The sequence below is a fragment of the Paenibacillus pasadenensis genome, assembly GCF_023715725.1.
GTDB lineage: Bacteria > Bacillota > Bacilli > Paenibacillales > Paenibacillaceae > Paenibacillus_O > Paenibacillus_O pasadenensis_A.
The window spans coordinates 163,326-182,458 of record NZ_JAMBOT010000006.1; the positions used below are offsets into that span (position 1 = coordinate 163,326).

A 19,133-nucleotide genomic window follows, 5' to 3' on the forward strand; every position below is an offset into this window, starting at 1 on the left:
TTGATTATGGAAGTCTTTCCGGAACTTGAAGTTCCGTTTAGAAAAATGATTAACCCTTTCTTCAATCTAATCATCCCTTCAAAATAATCATTTACATGGAGATTCGTGAAAAGATTAAGACATCCTGTCCAACGCTTTGATGCTAGTCCTGGAAAGGCCTTTTACTATAGATAAAAAGAGGAGCTGCATAAGCAAGCTCCTCGACTAAATTTCCCCGTCAATTCAATTCATTTTGACTAGAGTAAAAGAATCGAACCCGAGACCATAACTGCTCGCTGCAGCATTTTTCCCTGTAATGGTAAAACGGAATGTCTGACTGCCTGCTGCCCCTATTGTCACGGTGCCCAGGTTACTATTGGAATAACCGGATGTCGATGCATACTGGTCTACCGCGGAACCCACATTCGTCCCGTTCACAGACAGCTGATAAATGCCTTTATTGGAAGCCAAGCGGTTGCTGGCATAAACGGTGTATGTTCCGGGTTGAGCTACATCCACCGAATATTGAATGTAATCGCCAATTGCATTTGCTAACAAGCTGTTGCTTGTTATTCCAGCTGAGTCTGTAAAATCCGATTCCCAGTCCCCAGCGGAAACGCTAGCTGGCAATGTTTCAGCTTCATATTTTTTATCGGCTCTGACCAGTTTGATTGAATCAAACCCTAGCGTATAACCGCTGGATGCGGCAGCTTTCCCCGTAATCGTAAAACGGAACGTTTGATTGCCTGCAGCGCCTATCGTTACTGAACCAATACTGCTTTCAGCATAACCAGTTGCTGCCGCGTACTGATCGACGGCTAGGCCCACATTTGCGCCATTGACGGCTAGTTGATAGGTTCCTTTATTGGCCGCAACGCGATCACGTACATACACGTTATATGTTCCAGCTTGAGGCACATTCACATTATACTGAATGTAATCACCGACACTGTTACCAAGGAAGCCGCTAAAAACTTTCCCCGTAGCTGAATCCGTATAGCTCGAATATTGATCTCCTGCAGATACAGAAGCTGGCAGCGCTTCCGCTTGGTATTCGTAATCGTTTCCGTTTTCAATTGGCGGAGGCGTAGTATCGATGAAGTTCACATCGTCAACAAGCATCCATTCCGTAGAGTCTGCATCTGAAGTGAAAGCGATCGTTGCCTGACCACTGGTAACTGGGATGCTGCTCAACGTAACCTTAGTCCAAGTCGGCGATGCGGGAATATCTACAGCCATCTCCGTCCCGCCGTAGTTGGACACGCTCATTCTGGCCTGCGTCTGCCCACCGGAGCTCTTTACCCATGCGCTTAGATGATAATCTGCATCGGCGAGCCCATTCAAATGCTGTTTAGTCGTCACTTGATAATTGCTCGAGCTCGCATGTTTCAAGGCGCGCAAGCCATTACGAGCATCCGTTGTCGTCATAAAGCTAGCTGTTTTATTTCCTGTCTCGATCCAACTAGGCGTAACTTGATCGTCATAGCCCCGCCACGATTCATTAGCAGTATACTCCATTTCTGCATTTCCAATATGGTTAGCTCCAGAATAGTTCTTATTATAGTAACGGAAATAGTCGAATTGCGTAGTCCCTGGGAGTTTGCTGTCATCCGCAACATCATAACCAACCAAGGACGTCAGCCAGAAATTAGCTGGAGAAAACGGCTGCGGTGTCACGGTCAGATCAATCACGTGTTGCAGAACACCGTCTACATAAAATTTGATAGCAGCTGGCGTCCATTCATAACCGTACACATGCCATTGATTAATATTCGGCACATCCACACCTTTGCGCGGTCCTGCATAACCTGGCACATGCGTAACGGTTCCCGTGGATATGTGATTTCCTGAATTCGGATTTTCAAAGCCGTCGATTTCCGTTATTTGGTTGTAATAAGGCAAATTACCTGCAGCTATTTCTGCCGCTAATCCGGTAATGTTATTTTGGGATAAATGATTGCTCAGTCCCATACTCCAAAAGGCTCCATGCAAACCTGTCGTACCATTGAAAATTTTCGCTCGTGTCTCATAATAGCCGTAGCCAAACACCTTTTTTGTAACGACGCCGCCGGACGTGTAGTACCACTTGTCATTAATTAGTTCCTTCTTAAAATCAATGTTCAGCGCCCCGTCCGCTTCCCGCACATTTTCTTTCTTGTTATAGCCCTTACTATACGGACCAGCATCACGATACATCCAGTCATTCTCATTAACAGCGCTATCGTCAAATTCATCCGAGTAGTATAAGGTGTAGCCTTGACCAGCCGGAGCATCGGCAAAAGCTGGCGCAGGTGTAAGAACTGGAGCGATTGCGGCTCCCAACAGACAGATCGGCAAAGCCATACGAATTGAACTAGTCCATTTTGTAGAAAATTTCATTTTAACTCCTCCTAATATTTTTATTTTACGGATACCAATAGCTATGTACTTTATCCCCTCCTAATTTGCTTAAGCTTTTAGGCTCCTCGTTTTTCACCCTTAAAAGAAAACGCTTTCAACGAGGTTGTTTTAAGTATACAGCTGCACAGCGATTATAAAGTTCAATTTTTTCGGGAAGTATTTTGAATTTATTTGGAAAAATAACCGTTGATATGTATGTTCAGGCTTATCGCTTTGAAATTTAAAAATGCCGCCATGACTGTTAAGTCACGCGGCATACCGTTTACAACCTTAACGTTCCTTCTTTTGAAACAGCGCCGTCCATAACCCCGATGTGCCAAATCGACTGCTTGACTGCTCCACATCCAGCATTCTGCGGCTTTCAACGACTTGAAAATCCTTAAATATTGCAGTTAACTTTTCGTGAGTATAACCAAGTCCGCCACGCAAGCTCCGTTGACGATATACTTCCCAATCCGTCATATCGGAGCCGCCTAAATGTCCATTTTCGGCAAAACAGGTGATTCCAAAATACCCGCCCGGTTTTAACGCCCGTTTCAGCAGCTCGATATAATCCATCCTGCGGTGAGGGGCGATATAATGAAAACATCCAGAATCATAAACAATATCGTATTTGGACTGCTGAATCTCCAATTTAAATATATTTTCAAGAATGAACTGAACCGTTACGCTCTGTTCCTTCGCTCGTTCTTCTGCCCATTGTAAAGCTTCTTTAGATAGATCAACTGCGTCCACTGCATATCCCTGCTTGGCAAAATAAATGGCGTTTCTACCCGGACCGCAGCCGAGATCCAAAACGGTTCCGCCATGCGGGAGCAGCCCGTCATTGAAGTATTGAACAAGGCTTTCGTCCGGAGCGTCTATGAAAAACGGTACCTCTTTCTCTCTGTCGGAATAGAAAGAGTCCCAGTTGAATGTAGACTGTTCCTTTAACAAGGAATCCAACATTAGAAGCAGTTCCTCATGGCTATAGATAGTTTCTGCCAAATCATTACCTCCTTGTTAGGAAACACCAACACTTCTTTTATGTAGCTTCTTAAAGGCAGAGTATTCTTGATTTGATCTAACAAAATTTAATATCAAATTGGCGCATTCAGCTGGCCTCAAGGTTTCAGTATTAAGTTCAATGTCATACTCATTTAGACTATAAACCTTATCATACTGTGAGATTGCTAATCCAATCTCTCTATCTCCCCTTGCCCGTTCTCTCTTGATAAGCTCCTCTTTTGAGCAAGTTACTCCTACAACTAGTACAGGATGATCCATTAATAAACTTAGAAATGAATTAAGCCGCTCGTCAGTGTCATTTACAGTGTCTACAACTATATTCATTCCTTTTGCCGACATAAATTTAATGGTTGAATAAAATAAAGCAGCCAATGGATTAATAATGATATCGTTCGGAACTTGTACATCTTCTCCACTCGCTGATGCAGCATTTGAACATGTAGTATTAATAAAATCGATGTAGTGATTAAACAATCTTAAAAAGAAATCATCAATGGATAAATGATGAAATGAAAATTCGTTCTGATTTAAAAGTTCAGTCGATATGGAAGTCTTTCCGGAACTTGAAGTTCCGTTTAGAAAAATGACTAACCCTTTCTTCATTTAATCATCCCTTTCAAAAATCAAATAATGTATCGTTTTTAGAGAACATTTTATGTAAACATAACATTAGTTATATACTGTTGAACTAATTGTTGAGACCTCTGAATCCTACTAACTATTATACCACATACTGGAATTACTCTGCTCCTGAATATGGAAAAGGCAACCGGTTTTCTGGCCGGCTGCCTGCGTTTTTATAGATTCATTTGGTAGGTTATTTTAATTGCGAAAGCCATTCGGCAAGCGCAGTGCCTACTTCAACTGGCGAATCCTCCTGCGGATAGTGGCGGCCTGGCACCGACACCTCGGTCTGCGACGGCCATGTGCGGCAAAAATCAATGTGCGATGGAATCATTAAGCCGGGTTCGCAGCGAACAAAAAGCTTAGGAACGTCGTTTTGAGCCAGCCATGCTCCGTTTCCGTTAACGATCTTCGCTACATCTGCAGGCTCTCCGCCGTAAGGAAGCTGGCGTGCCCAGCTGAGCATGACACGACGGTCTTCACCGGGCTCCAGAAACGGTTTGCGGTACTGCGCCATTTCTTCATCCGTCAGCTTGCGCAAAATATTAACCGGCAGGTTATACTCGATGAATGAGTTTTCCTCCAGCACCATTCGCTCGCCCTCAGACGAACGTAATTTCTGGAAGATTTCACGTCCTTTCTCCGGCATTTGCTCCCAAGCGGCCGGTTTAACAATTCCCTCCATATAAGCAATGCCTTTAACCGCATCGGGATGGCGTTTACTCCAGTCAAAGCCAAGTACCGTGCCCCAATCGTGAAGAACAAAGGTCACACGCTCCGCAACACCAAGCTGGTTGAGCAGCTCATCAAGGTAATGGCGGTGCTGGAAGAAGCTATAGGCATCCGGACCTTGTTCTGGAAGCTTAGCCGAGTCGCCCATTCCAATAAGGTCGGGCACGATGATGCGGCCAAACTGTTGAGCGTAGGGAATAATGTTGCGCCAGAGATAGGAGGATGCCGGATTTCCGTGCAAAAAGACAATCGGGTCTCCGCTGCCTTCGTCTACGTACGCCATCTCTAAGCCGAATATATTTGCCCGTTTTTTCTCAAAAGGAAACGCCTCGTTAATCATGGTTCATCTCCCCTTCGATTGTTGTCAAATTGTGAAGCACGATTTTCAGCATACTTATAAACGAATCGTACTGCTCATCGCTCATACCTCTCCGGGTTTTATTCTTCACGCGGGCCAGCGCTTCCTGAACCTTAGGCACAACCTCTCGCCCATCGTCGGTCAAATAAAGCAGATGAAATCGGTTGTCGGCGGGATCGGGTTCTCTCCGCACATAACCTTCTGTTTCCAGCTTGGTAATGGCTTTGGCGGTAGTCGTTTTGTCAATGAGCAGCTTCTCGCTTAACATTTTCTGCGTAATGGGCTGCTGAAACGAAATTGCCATCAGAAAAATATACTGCCCGCTACCGATTCGAAACGGCGCCAGCTCGGCCGAGATTAACATCTGCATATGCCGGTAAATCGCTGAGATGTATTGACCGTGCGATTCCGCTGGTCCATTGCTTTGCTGTGTCTTTTGCCCGTTCAATGTAACCCGCCCCCTAATTAGGATGTTATTGCAACTAATTTCATCTTAAACCCTATAGGATGCTATTGCAACTATTTTTTTCGGGGAATTGTTCCAGCAATCTAAACGTTGCTTCTGCTGTTATGCGGAATACGTTTGTTGAAATAAACAAGCCGCCCTTTGGAAAGGCGGCTTGTTTTTAAAGCTTATTTAAACAGCAATGTCCTTCAAAGCATAATACTCGCGCTTGAACCGGAGCGAGTATGCGATGGTGCACAGAATTAGCAGCATACCCGCTGTATCCATGACGAACATAGCCTTGTTCATGCCAAACATGTTGCTAAGCACCCCAAGGCCGCCGATTGGCACAATAAAGCCCAAATATGCGACAAAATAATAGGTTGTAATGACTCGAGGACGATCCTTGGCTTCAGGCAGCTCGCCGGCAAACCGGAGGCTGACCTGCAGCCCCCATCCGGTGCCCAGCGCCTGCAGAGCCACACCGATCCACAGTAGAAGCAAACTGCTTTCCTGCCCGGAGAGCACAACGGTCCACGCCCCTACAGCCAGGAAAGCAAGTCCGGCCCTTAACCTGACTACAGGATGAGACGGGACCGGCAGCAGCTGCAGCAGTGCGCCCCCGCCAAGCAATAACAAGGAAAGCAATCCGCTGATGGAAAGATTGGTGTTCTCCAGCACGCTCACGACAAAGGTCGGGATTAACGCAAACACAATGCCGTTTATAGTGAACAACGTAAAAATCGGCAGTGCAGCCATCATCCAGAAATGCCGGCTAATGCCGGGCGGAACGCCGATAGAGATCTTGCCCGGGACTTCATCTCCATTCCGCTTCTCATGCGGCAGCATCTCAATTAAGGCTGCACAGATCAACAGCATCACGATAAAGATGAGATAGGGCAGCCGCGCGGGGATAACGGATATATACTCCGCAAGCATTCCGGATATAGCCGGCCCCAGGCCAAAACCGAATGATACCGTAATTCCAGATAGAAGGATGGCCTTGGCAGAGCGGCTTTCCGGCGTTATTCGCAGCAGATATGGCACAGCCACGCCCGTGAAGAGGCCATATGCCGCACCCTCCAGCATACGGGCCCCATACAGCATCCATACTGAAGCATTGGCCAAAAATAAAACCGATGCGACGATTGCCAGCCAGATGGCGATACGAGTAACTTTTTTCAAGCCCCAGAAAGCGCCGCGTGCACTAGTGACGAGCAGCACGGGAAGCAAAACGACGGCGTAGGAGGTAAACAGGAGGCTGAGTTCCAAACTGTTCAACCCGTATTGATTACCGTAGAGCGGGAAAAGTGGTGATACCGCTGTTGCTACGAGAGACATAATAAGGATGATGGAAAGCATTTTTTTCAAGGAAGTCTCCTCCTAAAATTTAGAATCTGTACATAATGGAATGATCGTTCCAAAATGAGCATGAAAAAGCCGTTAAAACACGGCTTTAATCGCCATCCGGCGCACATCCGGCAGCGCCTCTCTTCCGACTGCGGTACGGGCGGCAACATGAATTCCCTGTTTTATCGCTACCAAGAACCGTGCCGCCTCCCGTGGCTGAACGCCCTCTCGAAGCAGCCCACGATTTGCGGCATTCTCCAGAAAGCGGTATAAGGCATCCTCCTGAAAAGCTTGGTAAGCCTCCACGCGCTCCAGCACAGGCTTGAGCGTCGCAGCGGAACCGAGCGTTGAATTGGCCATGAAGCAGCCCCGTCCACGCTGTTGATTTTGCTGGGTCGATTCGGCTGATGCTTCCAAAAAAGCTTCCAGCTGCTGTTGCGGATCTGCGTCATTCCGCTCCAGTGTGATAAACAGCTCTCGTTCCTGCTTCTCACGGTAACGCTCCAAACAAGCGACAAACAAGGCTTCCTTGTCCCCGAATGTTTCGTACAAGCTTCCGCGGTTAATGCCCATCGTTGAACATAATTCCTGAACAGAAGCCGCCTCATACCCTTTTACCAAAAATAGCTCCAATGCTTGGTCCAACGCCTTGGAAGGGTCGAACTCCTTTGGTCTTGCCACGCTCCCTTGCCTCCTTTCGATATTCTCTGATTTCAACAGTATATTCATTTTGGAACGAATGGTCAAGAAACACTTTTGCCGTTGTTCATTGCCCAACCTATTAATTCAGCCTTTATTTTTTCCCTATAACTTCCGATACATACAATAATCTACTACTGATTGAGGGGTCTATCCATGAGTAAAACAACTTTATCTCCATCCGGTGTTTCCATTTTGCACCATGAAGCTAACGAGCAGGATTTCGTTCCGGTAACTGAGAACGCTGCTTATCTTGATCTGGTAACACGTCACGTCGAGTCCACGCTTGGTTCTGTTGCAAACGTGTTTCACGAGATCGTGTCCGAACATGTCCATCTCGATATTCTTTTTATTGCACCTACGCCGGAGCGGAATTACCATACGCTGATAACCTGCGGAATGGGGCTTTTGCCGATGACGGTTCCAAGCGGGGCTGAAGAGTTCCGCTATGCGGAGCTGATGTTATGCCTTCCTCCGGAGTGGCCCCTTTCGCAAGAGAGTTTTCTTCAAGAAGAGCATTACTGGCCTATTCGCGCCCTGAAGACACTCGCTCGCCTTCCGCATGAATATAACACTTGGCTCTATGCCTCCCATACGATTCCAAGCGGCAATCCCGCTCAACCTTACGCCGCGACAACCAAGCAAAACGGCATGATGGTTTCGATTCCGTCAACTGTGGAGCAGCTTCAGGAATTCTTCAGCTTGTCTATTTCGGAAGAACAAACCGTTCACTTCTTCGGCTTGATTCCGCTTTACAAGGAAGAGATGGACTACAGCCTGAAGCATGGCGCCGAGGAACTCTATGGCAAAATTAAACATGCAGGTGTGACCGAGCTCGTTCAGCCGAACCGGAAAAACATTTGCAAAAAGTGGTTCGGCTTATTCTAACTATAGATAAGGCATCCCGGGGGGTTAATACAAGCCCTGGTGATGCCTTTTTGTTTTGAATGGCACTTCACTTTTATGTATTACATTTCTAAACGGAGAAAACCAAGATTAGATTCGGCTAGACCCGTTCTTCTTTGCCAACCGATTTCCGCAGCAGCGCCACTCCCAAGAGCAGCAAAGGAAGAAGCTGCCCAAACGTAAGCGTATAAGGCGTCCAAAACAATGAAGCAAACTGGTTGAAATAGGGCCGGTTCGGCACCAATTGAAGGCCGAGCACAATTGTGATCATCCCGAGCGGCAGCGTTACAATCCGATAGTCGGGGAGCTTCAGCAGCTGCGCGATGCCAAAGGAAGCGGCAAAATAGCATACGGCGATTTTAATAAACACCGTAATAAACCACATGAAAGCCATGATCGCTTCGATCCGTTGGAAAAAATCCCCGATCGAAATTTTTTGGGCAAGCGCGTAGCTGGGATATGAGAACATCGTTGTCAAGGTGCTGCCCATGACCAGAATGGTTATAGCGGTAAAAGCGCTCAAGATGAAGTTTCCCAGCAACACGCCGAGAAAAAGGGCTTTTGTTCCCCGTTCGGGCAATTTGACAAATGGAAAAAGCATGAGCAGGATGACGACCTCCTCCATGTTGCCCAAATACTTAAAGCTCCCATGCAGCACCGGTATGAATCCGGCATGGAAAACCGGCTCTATGCGAGACAGCTTGATTTGCGGCGAAATGAAAAGAACGAAGATCACATACAGTGCCACGAACCAGGGAAAGAGCGATTCGGCGGAGCGGCTCATCGTTTGCACGCCGCGGCGCGCCGCGCTCACGGCGATGCCGCTAAATAGGATAAGTATGACCTCTACCGGCATATCGGGCATCATTTGCGTCGTAACGAAATCCCCGGTCTCCATGAGCAAGAATGATATGTCAATGACGATAAAAATAATGAAGAACAGGGCAACCGCTGCCCCTGCCCATTTGCCGAAAGCGATTCCGCTCATTTCCACGATTGTCGCCGGATAAAACCTTTTCGCTACCGCATTGTACAGGATTGCGAGCAGCGCCCCCTCCGCCATGCAGAGCAACGCGGCAATCCAAGCGTCCTGCTTGGCGGCCGATGCGAGCCAGGCAGGCACATATAATAGCGCGTCTCCCACGATGAACATTGTCACCAGCACCATGAACGGGTAGGCGCCGATTTTTCCGTTATTCAACATACCTTCCCACCTTCCCGTATTCTCGCTTTACTTCGAACGGAATTGCCGGAAACTCAAGCCGATTTGCCATATAACAGCTCGCTGAGCGGCTTGTAAATCACGGATATCCAATCAATAGGGTTGGGAATGTCCAGCTCGAGCGCTTTGGCGATACCGAGGCCGACACCGAAAAGGAGCAACGCTGCGAAGGCCAAAATTTCCCGTTTATACTTTCTCCGCTTAAGCAGAGGAAACTCCACTGCCACGATGCCCCCTGCCGAAAGGACGATCAGCCAAATGCTCCACATGGAGCTCACCTCTTATTTTTTGAGAGTACCGATAAAGGAATTCCCGATCTTGCCCGTACGGCGAAGCTTGACGTCAATATGGATTTCGACTTTCGCTCGCGGAAAATATTCATCCCAGTGTTCTTTGATCGCTTTCCAGTTTTTCGGATCTTTCCTGAACAAGACTTCGCCGAAACCGAATATATCGGATTCGTATACCTTCTGTGCTTTTTGGATGACCTTCCGCATCATGTCCTCATTCACGCGTTCCATACTTTTTTCAAAATCGTAGATTGTTTTTGGCTTCGACAAATCCGCTTTGCATGCCATCTCCCCGACGTTGGCTTCCGATTTGATTTCGATTTTGATAACCGGCTCGCCGTCAACCAATTTCCCACTCAGCTTCGTTTTGCTTCTCAATATTTCGATGACCGCATTTCCGCCTCTTCCACAAGGGATATGCGCCACGGTATTGTCGACGTGATCCGTTATGTAGCTGAAGCCTCGACTTTCCTCTTCGTTCAGCCAGCCTAACAGCTTGTCCTCTTTGAATACGCCGATGCCGGCATATTTTAATTTGCCCGGAGGCATGACGCTTTTTAAATCCTTTTTCATCTGCCGGATGTTGCCCTGAAACTTCAATCCCGTCAGAATCGGCTCTTTACCTTCATTCATCAAATCAATGATATACTCGTCCAGCTTGATGCCGATCGTGGATGCCCAGCTTTTCTCCGAGATATTCAGGCTTTTTAGCAGCTTAGCCGCCGGGATTTGCTCGATGGGCGTCATCACGCTCATAACATCCTTTGCCGTAACACCTTTCGTCAAGACGAGATGTAAATCGGGACGAATCTCTTGATCTCTCATAAACAGATCGAGCACGTCGCGCAAGCCTTCCCTGGCAACGGATTCGCCGAATACAAGCACGTTGATGTGAGCGAAATAAAGCCTACGCGGCGTCACCGTCGTCAAACGGCGGATACCTTCGAGTACCGTCGGCGCTTGCATATACTCGGTCGTCACACTCAAGCCCGACCCACCGCTGACTCCCCCCGGTTCGCCGGCTTGTCCCGGGTTGAGCATTTGCGTGGAAATCAAATACTCGTCACCCATTTTATCGATGCCAATCCCCGTCACGATCGCCAAATTGTTCAGCTCGCCCCGGCTCCAGCAGCCTGTCGTCAATACGGCAACGACGATAACGAGTAAAACGAATCCAAGCATTCGGCGCTTTTTCATCGATTTCCGTCATCTCCTTGCCAACTCGGAAATTTCGAACTCGCTTCTCCTTGGCTTATCCGGGTTTTGTTCGGACTCCCGATGAAGGACGGCCGTTTTCTCATCATCCACTGCGGCAAGCGTATGAACAAATCCTTTTGATCGCCGAGAATAGTAGGTGCAATCGGCGACATATAGGGGACGCCGAACGAATACAAGCCGCACAGATGAAGATTAATGGCGATTAATCCGATAAAAACGCCGAACAAGCCGCAAAAAGCCGCAAGCCCCATAAGCACGAATCGCAAGAACCGAATTGGAATGGTCATGGAAAATGAAGGAAATACAAAGCTTGTAATCGCCGTTATCGATACGATAATGACCATCGCAGAGGAGACGATGCCTGCCTGAACGGCCGCTTCCCCCAAAACGAGCGCTCCGACAATCGAAATGGCGGGACCGACCGCTCTAGGCATCCGAATGCCCGCTTCGCGAAGAAGCTCGAACGTAAATTCCATCAAAAACGCTTCAACGGCCGCTGGGAACGGAACCCGTTCGCGCTGTGACGCGATAGATATCATTAACGTTGGCGGCAGCATTTCCTGGTGGAAGGTCGTGATGGAAATAAACACAGCTGGGGCCAGCAACGTAGTGAATAACGCGACGAAACGAAGCATCCGAAGTAAACCGAAATCGGATCTGTTGTAATAGTCCTCGGGCGATTGAAAAAATTGCATGAAAACGACCGGTACCAGCAGCACGACTGGAGTACCGTCGACAAAAATGGCGACTCGGCCTTCCAGCAAATTTGCTGCAACGACATCCGGCCGCTCGGTATTAAGCATGGTCGGAAACGGGGTAAACGTTTTGTCTTGAATCCATTCTTCAATATTGCCGCTCTCCAGAATGCCGTCTATGTCGATGTCTGCCAGTCTGCGGCGCACTTCATCCACAACTTCCTCGTTGACCGTCCACTTCACGTATGCAATGGAAACGTTTGTTTCAGTAATGCGACCGATCGTAGTCGTTTCCACCCAGAGAGAAGGTGATTTGATTTTACGGCGAAGCAAGGCGATGTTCGTCCCTAGGTTTTCGGAAAACGACTCCCTCGGCCCTCGTACGACGGTTTGGACGGAAGCCTCTTGTACGCCTCGTTCGTCCCAGCCCTTCGTTGCTGCGACTAGCACCGAATCGCATCGGTCCGCGAGAATGATTGAATCCCCTGATAACAGACAGTTAAGGATAGCTTTGTAGTCATGCTTTTCCTCTACGGTGCCGAGTGTGATCAAATGATCTTTTAGCGATCTGAGTGTATGCGCGGGTCCATCTTCGTTCCCGGGACCTGCGAGGCTGACTTCCTTTCCATTGAGCATAAACGATTCCATAAAACGGCTGATCAGCTTGTTATCGGACAGTCCGTTCATATGCAGGACGGCAACGCGAATATCGCCGGAAGAGCCCAAGAAAATGCTGCGGATGGCTAAATCCCAGCTGTTTCCTAGCGATGCCCGGATGCGATCCAGATTTTCCTCCAGACTATCGCTTAATGACTCGTGGTCCTTTTCCGGAAGCAATTCGGCCTCGTCCCGGCCATTCCCGTTCGTTCGGGTATTGACAGACCGCTTACGGATCCTGTTTTTAAGGTTCACCTTATCACCGCATTTCATTTCGTGATGACTGGAAGGATATCAGGTTTAGTATTTATTGTTATGGAAACAAGTATGCATTCCTGTATGTTTACACCGCTAGGGACTAAAAGATCCAACTAAGAGAGCGAGCGCTCATCACTATTCATACCCTTCTTCCGACCTCTCGCGCTCACCCTGTTATACCGTGTTCTAATCATTTTTGATTATATATACCAATAAAACGTATTCAATACTGTTTGGTTTTTTTTGAAAACTGTTATACAACAGTTTGGAGTCAGCTTTAATCAAATGAGAAATGCCGGTAATCCTTAGCTACAGGATACCGGCATTTTTTCTGTCAATTAAATTTCTTAAGGTGTTACCATTCCCATGCCAACGGCGCTGTTTAGATCATCGTGTTCGCCAGTAGCAAAAGCTGACCCTTTAATATGATAAACGCTCGGTTCTTCTGAAAAATATTCCTGCAAACCCATCATGAACATTTGATGGTCTTCGCTCTCTTCGAAGCCTGGCGTGTGATCCTCCAGTGATTCCCATCGTACGATTAGATTGAATTGCTGAGGTGTTTCAATCCCTTGCGCGAGGAAGTGACCGCCGTAACCCTTGGCGCGCATGAGCAAAGGAGCAACCTTGGCAAATGCACGTCTGAAGGCTTCAATGTGTTCATTGTGAACAGGGAGTAGAGCGATCTCATAAATCATGGCGTACCTTTAATATGAGCCGACGGCACGACTTCAATCGCGATTTTCCCTCGAACACCGTTGCCCGGAGTCTCCAGGCGGGTATGGGCGAGCGAAATGTCGGAAAGCGAATAAACGGCGCCAACATGCGGCCGCAGCTGACCGCGCTCTACCAATGCGCTCAACTCATCCAGCTTGCCGCGGTTTTGTCTAGTGAAAACGTAGTAATAACTCGCGTTTTTACCCCAAGCCTCAATGAGGTTTTGTGGCTGTGCAATATCCACGATCGTGACCACGCGGCCAAGTTGTGCGAGCACATCGGGGCTGCGTGACAATGTATTGCCGCCGATCGTATCGAACACGACATCAACTCCGAGGCCGCCCGTTTCCCGCATGATGGCGTCGACATAATCCTCTTTTCTGTAGTCGATGACCACATCGGCACCCAAACTACGAGCGAACTCAAAGTTTGCTTCGCGCACGGTCGTAAACACCTTAGCTCCCATGGCTTTTGCGAGCTGAATCGCCACATGACCAACTCCTCCCGCGCCGCCATGCACGAGAATGCTTTCCCCCACTCTTAACCCCGCACGCACGATCAGCGCTTCCCACGCCGTCCCGCCAACCAGGCTCAGGCTTGCCGCCTCAAGATGGCTCAGCGAGGAAGGTTTCTTCCCGATAATGTTTTCAGAAGCAACATGGTATTCGGCATAACTTCCTGGCCCGTCAAAGATTTGCGGGGTGTACCAGACTTCGTCTCCGGGAGCGAAGTTCGTCACACCGGGACCGACTGCTTCAACAACACCGGAAACGTCGTGTCCGGTAATGGCCGGCAGCGGCACCAAATCGGGATAATCGCCACGTCGAACCTGGTAATCCAGCGGATTAATGGAAGTTGCATGTACCCGGACCAGGACTTGTCCCGCTTGCGGCACAGGCTTTGGCACTTCGCTAAGTTCGAACGATTCCGGGCCGCCAAATGATTTAAGTATGATTGCTTTCATTGTAAATCCTCCTCTTTTCGTTAAAAATAAATATCGGGAATTTTCGATACTTTAGGGTAAAAAAAATTACGATCCTCCCTTTCCTAAAATCTCGGCAAGAGCACGAATGGTCGCTTCATTCCGCTTGTAGTAGGTCCACTGACCAATGCGTCTGACTTCGACCAAGCTCGCTCGCTGCAGAGTTGCAAGATAATCCGACACCGTTGACTGCGACAGTCCGACGCCTTCTTGAATACTGCTGAAGCAAACTCCCACCGTATGAACATCACCTTCATCCTGCGGAGGAAAGTGTTTCTCGGGATGCTTCAAACCATGCAGGATTTCAAGGCCTTTACGGTTGGAGAGGGCTTTGAATAGTTCAATCAATTCCATAACCTCCACAACCTGATTATATCGGAATTATCCGATATGTCAATATCGAAAATTACCAATATGTCAATGCGAGAGCTAATTGCCGATTACGTATATGTTCCATTTAAAAAAATAGAAGCAAACCCTGTTTAATCGAGGGAGCTGCTTCTATATTTCCGCTTATTTCATTAATCTAGCGGTAAGCATCGACTGAGCAACAACCTTTTGCCCGTCGGCATGATCCGCTTGATCAAGGAACGAGATACTTGGGCAGCTTTCCTGTCATCTGTTCCATCGCTGTTTTCATCTGATGATTGTCGATATGCGTATAAATCTGCGTTGTTTCAATGCTGGTATGCCCCAGCAGCTCCTGCAGCGTGCGGATATCCGTTCCGCTGCGGATCTGCATCGTCGCAAAGCTGTGGCGCAGCTTATGACTGGACAGCTTTTTCATCGACAGCTCCGGCAGCTCGCCTTGCAGTCGTCTCAGCGTTGCATCTGCGATCGTTTGTATCATTCGGATCGAAAGCCTACGGCCCAACTGGCTAATAAACATCGGCTGTTCTTTACCCTGTCGCATGGCTAGCGGACTTTCCTCCATCATGCAGCGGAGCAAGCCCGCCAAGCTGCTTGGAAGCGGGAGATAACGCCATTTGCGGCCTTTGCCGAGCACTGACAGCGTTCCATCTTGCTTAAGGTCATGAATATTCAAGCGGTGAATTTCTCCGACCCGCAGCCCCGCATATGCCATTAGCAGTAGAATGGAGAGATTGCGCTCGCGGTGTTTGCCGTCCACATGCTGAAAAAGCTGAAGCAGCTGATCCTCCTCCAGGTAAACCGGTATCCTGTTTTTTTGCTGTCTGGATTTGGGCGTAAGAGCGGCCGGATTTCCGTTCAGCCTGTCCATCTCATTGAGCGATTTATAAAAGGCTCTCAGCGACGACAATTTGCGGTTACGCGCTTCGTCCCCCGCACCAGCCTCACGGCTTCGCGACAAGTAACGCATAATATCCAGCTTCCCCGTTTTGTCTAAGTCGGCAGGATACAGCATAGCTAGAAATTGCCGAGCATCCGCCAAATAGGCTTTTTCGGTCGAACCTGTCATGCCTTGGTTTTTCATCCATATGCCAAACAGCTCCAGCTCTTCTCCATACGTCTCCTGAAGCTCGTGATAGGTCGCAGACAAGCCTTCCAACTCCTTTTCCTTATGAAAATTAATCGCTATAAAATGAAGTTGCGTAAAATATGTATTTCACGCAACTTTTGAGGCGGAAAAAACGGCATTCTTTATCGAATCAAGAATGCCGGATATGCTGCAAGGTTTGCCGAAAAATCTGTTCAACATGATCGTCATCTAGGGAATAATAGACCGTCTTGCCCTGCTTGCGGCGTTTGACGATGCGCATATTACGCAAATACCGCAGCTGATGCGATACGGCGGATTGGTTCATTTCTAATAACACGGTCAAGTCATGAACGCATAATTCGCTGTGCAGCAGCGCCCCAACCAGCTTGACGCGAGTAGGATCGCTGAACGCCTTGAGCCAATCGGCAAGCTGCAGCGCCGACTCGTCGTCGAGCATGGCCGCTTTTATTGCCGATAAATCCTGCTGCATTTCCGGTGCAGCGTGTTCGGCGTGCTCTTCCAGGTCTGTTTCACGATTATCGGAAGAATACGGCTCAGGAGCTGTTGAAGCATCCGGTTTCATGGTCATTCCTCCGGTTCCACAAGGTTGTATTCATTATAACAAGTCAGTGCATTAAACGGAAGTTTTACGGTCATCATGACATTTTCGCCAGAATGGGCCTTTGGAGTTGACTGGTCATGCTCTAAATCATATTATATGAACAAGTATTCATGCGTAAAGCCTGATTGGAAAGGATGATTGAAGATGAAGGAGTATCGGGTTAAAGGACTGAGCTGCGGCAACTGCGCCATGGATCTGGAGCGCCAGATTCGCAAGCTGCCTCACGGCGACACCGCAACCCTCCACTATTCCTCGGCGAGGCTTGTGGTAGACGAGCGAATTGAGATGGATCGTGTCCGTAAAATACTGAAATCCGACGGCGCTGTTATCCAAGCGAATTTGAACGGAGGTGGTTCAGCCGCTGCTCTTGCCGTTACGCCGCAAGCTGACTCCTGCGCATCCGAAGGCTGCTGCTCTGCGGACGGCCACGACCATAGTCATGAGCATTCCCATGGTCATCATCACGATCATGCCCACGGACATAGTCATTCACATGACCATACACATGGGCATTCGCATGCTCATGACCACGGGGACCACGCTCACAGCGACGACGATCATCACGGACATGACCATTCCCATGCTTCAGGCAAAGGAATCTACATTGAGCTCGGCGTCAGTGTCGCTCTTTTCGCCGCGGCATTGGTGTTAGAAAACAGCGTATCCTACACGGCAATCGTCATTCTCTATGTTGCAGCAATCGGACTTAGCGGCTGGAGAACGTTCTGGAAAGGGCTGCGCAACCTGCTTCAGCTTCGATTCACCATCGATACGCTGATGACCGTTGCTCTGATTGGAGCCGTAGCCATTGAGGAGTGGAAAGAAGCGGCGCTTGTCGCCATTCTGTTCGGCGTGAATGAGCTGCTGGAGGGACTCGGCATGAACCGGGCCAGGCAGTCCATGGAGCGCCTGCTCAACGCAGCACCTAAAGAAGCCGTTTTAATGGAAAACGGCGGGACGCGATCCATCCCGGTTGACCAGCTGAAGGAAGGCCATACCGTTCTTGTCAGCGCCGGCGCTCAGATTCCTTCCGACGGCATCATTTTGACCGGCAGCAGCTCCGTGAATGAAGCCGCTATAACCGGCGAATCCATTCCCGTGGACAAAAAACCTGGCGATGCGGTATTCGGCGGCAGCTTGAACCAGGAAGGCAACCTGACGATTCGCATTGAAAAGGCGTTCCAGCAATCGTCCCTGGCTAAAATTCTGCAGCTCGTCCAGGAGGCTCAGGATTCAAAAACGCCTACGGAGCTGTTCATTAACCGTTTTTCGCGTTATTACACGCCTGCGATTATGATTATTGCTGCACTGGTCATGCTTGTCCCTCCGCTTTTCTTCGGCGGAGAATGGCGCCACTGGCTGTATGAAGGTCTGGCTGTGCTAATCGTCGGTTGTCCTTGCGCGCTCATCCTCTCTTCCCCTGTTGCGATTCTGGCGGGCATTACACGACTTGCCCGTGAGGGCATTTTGGTAAAGGGCGGAGCATTCCTGGAGCAGCTTGGCAAAATCCGCATTATTGCTTTTGACAAAACGGGAACGTTAACCAAAGGAAAACCGCATGTAGCCGCTGTGCACAGCTGGGACGATCGTTTCCTGCCGCTGGCTGCAGCTATGGAAAGCAGTTCCTCCCACCCGCTGGCCGCAGCGGTAATGAATTATATGAAGGAACAGGGCGTAACCTATGAGCCTGCCGAAACAAAAACTGCGCCAGGACGCGGGCTGTCTACGACAATTGACGGAATTTCCTACGTGCTGGGCAGCCCGCAGCTGCTTGATCAGCTCGAACTGAGCAATGGCGACGAGGCTAAAGCCAAAATTAACGAATTCCGGGAACAGGGACTTACTCTCGTGCTGCTGGCAGATGAAAGCCGTGTACTCGGCATATTCGGACTATCCGATGAGCTCAGACCGGAGACGCCAAGCGTTGTCCGTGAGCTGTACCGCAGCGGCATCGATCGTACGGTCATGCTGACCGGCGACCACGCCACAGCTGCCAAACGGATGGCTGATGCAAGCGGAGTAAGAGAATTTGAAGCGAGCCTCATGCCTGAAGATAAAGTCGGACGTGTCAACAAGCTGAAGCAGCAAGGAAAAGTAGCTATGATTGGCGACGGCATCAACGATGCGCCTGCGCTTGCTACAGCCGATCTCGGAATCGCTATGGGCAAAGGTACGGACAGCGCAATAGAAACAGCCGATCTTGTGCTTATGCAGGATCATCTTGGCAAGCTGCCGTCTGCGATTCGTACTGCCAAGCTGACGAACCGTATTATTACGTTTAACATTTCGGTTTCGCTGGGGCTTAAAATCATCGCTCTGCTGCTGACGATTCCGGGCTGGCTGACGCTTTGGATCGCCATCCTTTCGGATATGGGCGCAACCATTCTTGTGTCATTGGTCAGTTTAATCCTGTTAATCCCATCCAGGCAAAAAGCTCTAAAATAGCGAATTTCACATAAATCATAAAAAGGCCTCAACAGCCGCTGTAATGCGGTAGTTGAGGCCTTTTTCC

18 protein-coding genes are annotated in these 19,133 nt (G+C 48.8%); 2 read left to right on the forward strand and 16 right to left on the reverse strand.

The window, feature by feature from the left end; all coding sequences use genetic code 11:
• Positions 1-222 precede the first annotated feature (222 nt).
• From M3223_RS16045 to M3223_RS16075, 7 genes are all read right to left on the reverse strand, one after another.
• Positions 223-2,358, reverse strand: coding sequence for a family 16 glycosylhydrolase (locus M3223_RS16045; RefSeq protein WP_251563288.1), 2,136 nt, complete (start codon positions 2,356-2,358; stop codon positions 223-225).
• 291 nt (positions 2,359-2,649) lie between these two features.
• On the reverse strand, positions 2,650-3,366 hold the full coding sequence (locus M3223_RS16050; protein WP_251563290.1) for a class I SAM-dependent methyltransferase: 717 nt from the start codon (positions 3,364-3,366) through the stop codon (positions 2,650-2,652).
• Between the two features lie 15 nt (positions 3,367-3,381).
• The gene (locus tag M3223_RS16055; protein ID WP_251563292.1) at positions 3,382-3,990 is read right to left on the reverse strand and encodes a chloramphenicol phosphotransferase CPT family protein; all 609 of its coding nucleotides are present in this window, start codon (positions 3,988-3,990) and stop codon (positions 3,382-3,384) included.
• Positions 3,991-4,204: 214 nt separating this feature from the next.
• Positions 4,205-5,083, reverse strand: a complete 879-nt coding sequence (locus tag M3223_RS16060; protein ID WP_251563294.1) for a haloalkane dehalogenase — start codon at positions 5,081-5,083, stop codon at positions 4,205-4,207.
• Positions 5,076-5,549: a MarR family winged helix-turn-helix transcriptional regulator gene (locus tag M3223_RS16065; RefSeq protein ID WP_251563297.1), complete on the reverse strand. Its 474-nt coding sequence runs from the start codon at positions 5,547-5,549 to the stop codon at positions 5,076-5,078. Before M3223_RS16065 ends, M3223_RS16060 begins: the two co-directional genes overlap by 8 nt.
• 189 nt (positions 5,550-5,738) lie before the next feature.
• Entirely contained in the window at positions 5,739-6,908 is a 1,170-nt protein-coding gene (locus M3223_RS16070) for an MFS transporter (RefSeq protein ID WP_251563612.1), read from the reverse strand.
• 81 nt (positions 6,909-6,989) lie between these two features.
• Entirely contained in the window at positions 6,990-7,577 is a 588-nt protein-coding gene (locus M3223_RS16075) for a TetR/AcrR family transcriptional regulator (protein WP_251563298.1), read from the reverse strand.
• A 174-nt stretch (positions 7,578-7,751) separates the two neighbouring features.
• On the opposite strand from M3223_RS16075, the gene M3223_RS16080 reads away from it, so the two are divergent.
• Complete coding sequence (locus M3223_RS16080; protein WP_251563300.1) at positions 7,752-8,483, forward strand: suppressor of fused domain protein; 732 nt, start codon at positions 7,752-7,754, stop codon at positions 8,481-8,483.
• 118 nt (positions 8,484-8,601) lie between these two features.
• On the opposite strand, the gene M3223_RS16085 is transcribed toward M3223_RS16080, so the two are convergent.
• The 9 genes from M3223_RS16085 to M3223_RS16125 form a co-directional block, all read right to left on the reverse strand.
• Positions 8,602-9,705 (reverse strand): GerAB/ArcD/ProY family transporter, encoded by a 1,104-nt coding sequence (locus M3223_RS16085; RefSeq protein WP_251563302.1) that lies wholly within the window; start codon positions 9,703-9,705, stop codon positions 8,602-8,604.
• Positions 9,706-9,758: 53 nt separating this feature from the next.
• Positions 9,759-9,992: a hypothetical protein gene (locus M3223_RS16090; RefSeq protein WP_251563304.1), complete on the reverse strand. Its 234-nt coding sequence runs from the start codon at positions 9,990-9,992 to the stop codon at positions 9,759-9,761.
• A 12-nt stretch (positions 9,993-10,004) separates the two neighbouring features.
• The gene (locus M3223_RS16095; RefSeq protein WP_251563306.1) at positions 10,005-11,210 is read right to left on the reverse strand and encodes a Ger(x)C family spore germination protein; all 1,206 of its coding nucleotides are present in this window, start codon (positions 11,208-11,210) and stop codon (positions 10,005-10,007) included.
• Positions 11,207-12,856: a spore germination protein gene (locus tag M3223_RS16100; RefSeq protein WP_435368023.1), complete on the reverse strand. Its 1,650-nt coding sequence runs from the start codon at positions 12,854-12,856 to the stop codon at positions 11,207-11,209. The genes M3223_RS16095 and M3223_RS16100 overlap by 4 nt, the downstream gene beginning before the upstream one ends.
• Before the next feature lie 332 nt (positions 12,857-13,188).
• Positions 13,189-13,539, reverse strand: coding sequence for an antibiotic biosynthesis monooxygenase family protein (locus M3223_RS16105; protein ID WP_251563309.1), 351 nt, complete (start codon positions 13,537-13,539; stop codon positions 13,189-13,191).
• Positions 13,536-14,522 (reverse strand): zinc-dependent alcohol dehydrogenase family protein, encoded by a 987-nt coding sequence (locus M3223_RS16110; protein ID WP_251563311.1) that lies wholly within the window; start codon positions 14,520-14,522, stop codon positions 13,536-13,538. The genes M3223_RS16105 and M3223_RS16110 overlap by 4 nt, the downstream gene beginning before the upstream one ends.
• A gap of 66 nt (positions 14,523-14,588) precedes the next feature.
• The gene (locus M3223_RS16115; RefSeq protein WP_251563312.1) at positions 14,589-14,894 is read right to left on the reverse strand and encodes an ArsR/SmtB family transcription factor; all 306 of its coding nucleotides are present in this window, start codon (positions 14,892-14,894) and stop codon (positions 14,589-14,591) included.
• 229 nt (positions 14,895-15,123) lie between these two features.
• Entirely contained in the window at positions 15,124-16,059 is a 936-nt protein-coding gene (locus M3223_RS16120; protein WP_251563314.1) for a tyrosine-type recombinase/integrase, read from the reverse strand.
• 109 nt (positions 16,060-16,168) lie between these two features.
• The gene (locus M3223_RS16125) at positions 16,169-16,489 is read right to left on the reverse strand and encodes an ArsR/SmtB family transcription factor (RefSeq protein WP_251563614.1); all 321 of its coding nucleotides are present in this window, start codon (positions 16,487-16,489) and stop codon (positions 16,169-16,171) included.
• 276 nt (positions 16,490-16,765) lie between these two features.
• On the opposite strand from M3223_RS16125, the gene M3223_RS16130 reads away from it, so the two are divergent.
• Positions 16,766-19,066, forward strand: a complete 2,301-nt coding sequence (locus M3223_RS16130; protein WP_251563316.1) for a heavy metal translocating P-type ATPase — start codon at positions 16,766-16,768, stop codon at positions 19,064-19,066.
• The last annotated feature ends 67 nt before the right edge of the window (positions 19,067-19,133 follow it).

What these genes read in the sequence shown, in the direction of transcription:
- M3223_RS16110 (WP_251563311.1), bottom strand. Translation starts at nt 14,522, where the DNA reads ATGAAAGCAATCATACTTAAATCATTTGGCGGCCCGGAATCGTTCGAA.
- M3223_RS16100 (WP_435368023.1), bottom strand. Translation starts at nt 12,856, where the DNA reads ATGAAATGCGGTGATAAGGTGAACCTTAAAAACAGGATCCGTAAGCGG.
- M3223_RS16105 (WP_251563309.1), bottom strand. Translation starts at nt 13,539, where the DNA reads ATGATTTATGAGATCGCTCTACTCCCTGTTCACAATGAACACATTGAA.
- M3223_RS16055 (WP_251563292.1), bottom strand. Translation starts at nt 3,990, where the DNA reads ATGAAGAAAGGGTTAGTCATTTTTCTAAACGGAACTTCAAGTTCCGGA.
- M3223_RS16095 (WP_251563306.1), bottom strand. Translation starts at nt 11,210, where the DNA reads ATGAAAAAGCGCCGAATGCTTGGATTCGTTTTACTCGTTATCGTCGTT.
- M3223_RS16090 (WP_251563304.1), bottom strand. Translation starts at nt 9,992, where the DNA reads ATGTGGAGCATTTGGCTGATCGTCCTTTCGGCAGGGGGCATCGTGGCA.
- M3223_RS16125 (WP_251563614.1), bottom strand. Translation starts at nt 16,489, where the DNA reads ATGCAGCAGGATTTATCGGCAATAAAAGCGGCCATGCTCGACGACGAG.
- M3223_RS16070 (WP_251563612.1), bottom strand. Translation starts at nt 6,908, where the DNA reads ATGCTTTCCATCATCCTTATTATGTCTCTCGTAGCAACAGCGGTATCA.
- M3223_RS16060 (WP_251563294.1), bottom strand. Translation starts at nt 5,083, where the DNA reads ATGATTAACGAGGCGTTTCCTTTTGAGAAAAAACGGGCAAATATATTC.
- M3223_RS16115 (WP_251563312.1), bottom strand. Translation starts at nt 14,894, where the DNA reads ATGGAATTGATTGAACTATTCAAAGCCCTCTCCAACCGTAAAGGCCTT.
- M3223_RS16080 (WP_251563300.1), top strand. Translation starts at nt 7,752, where the DNA reads ATGAGTAAAACAACTTTATCTCCATCCGGTGTTTCCATTTTGCACCAT.
- M3223_RS16045 (WP_251563288.1), bottom strand. Translation starts at nt 2,358, where the DNA reads ATGAAATTTTCTACAAAATGGACTAGTTCAATTCGTATGGCTTTGCCG.
- M3223_RS16085 (WP_251563302.1), bottom strand. Translation starts at nt 9,705, where the DNA reads ATGTTGAATAACGGAAAAATCGGCGCCTACCCGTTCATGGTGCTGGTG.
- M3223_RS16130 (WP_251563316.1), top strand. Translation starts at nt 16,766, where the DNA reads ATGAAGGAGTATCGGGTTAAAGGACTGAGCTGCGGCAACTGCGCCATG.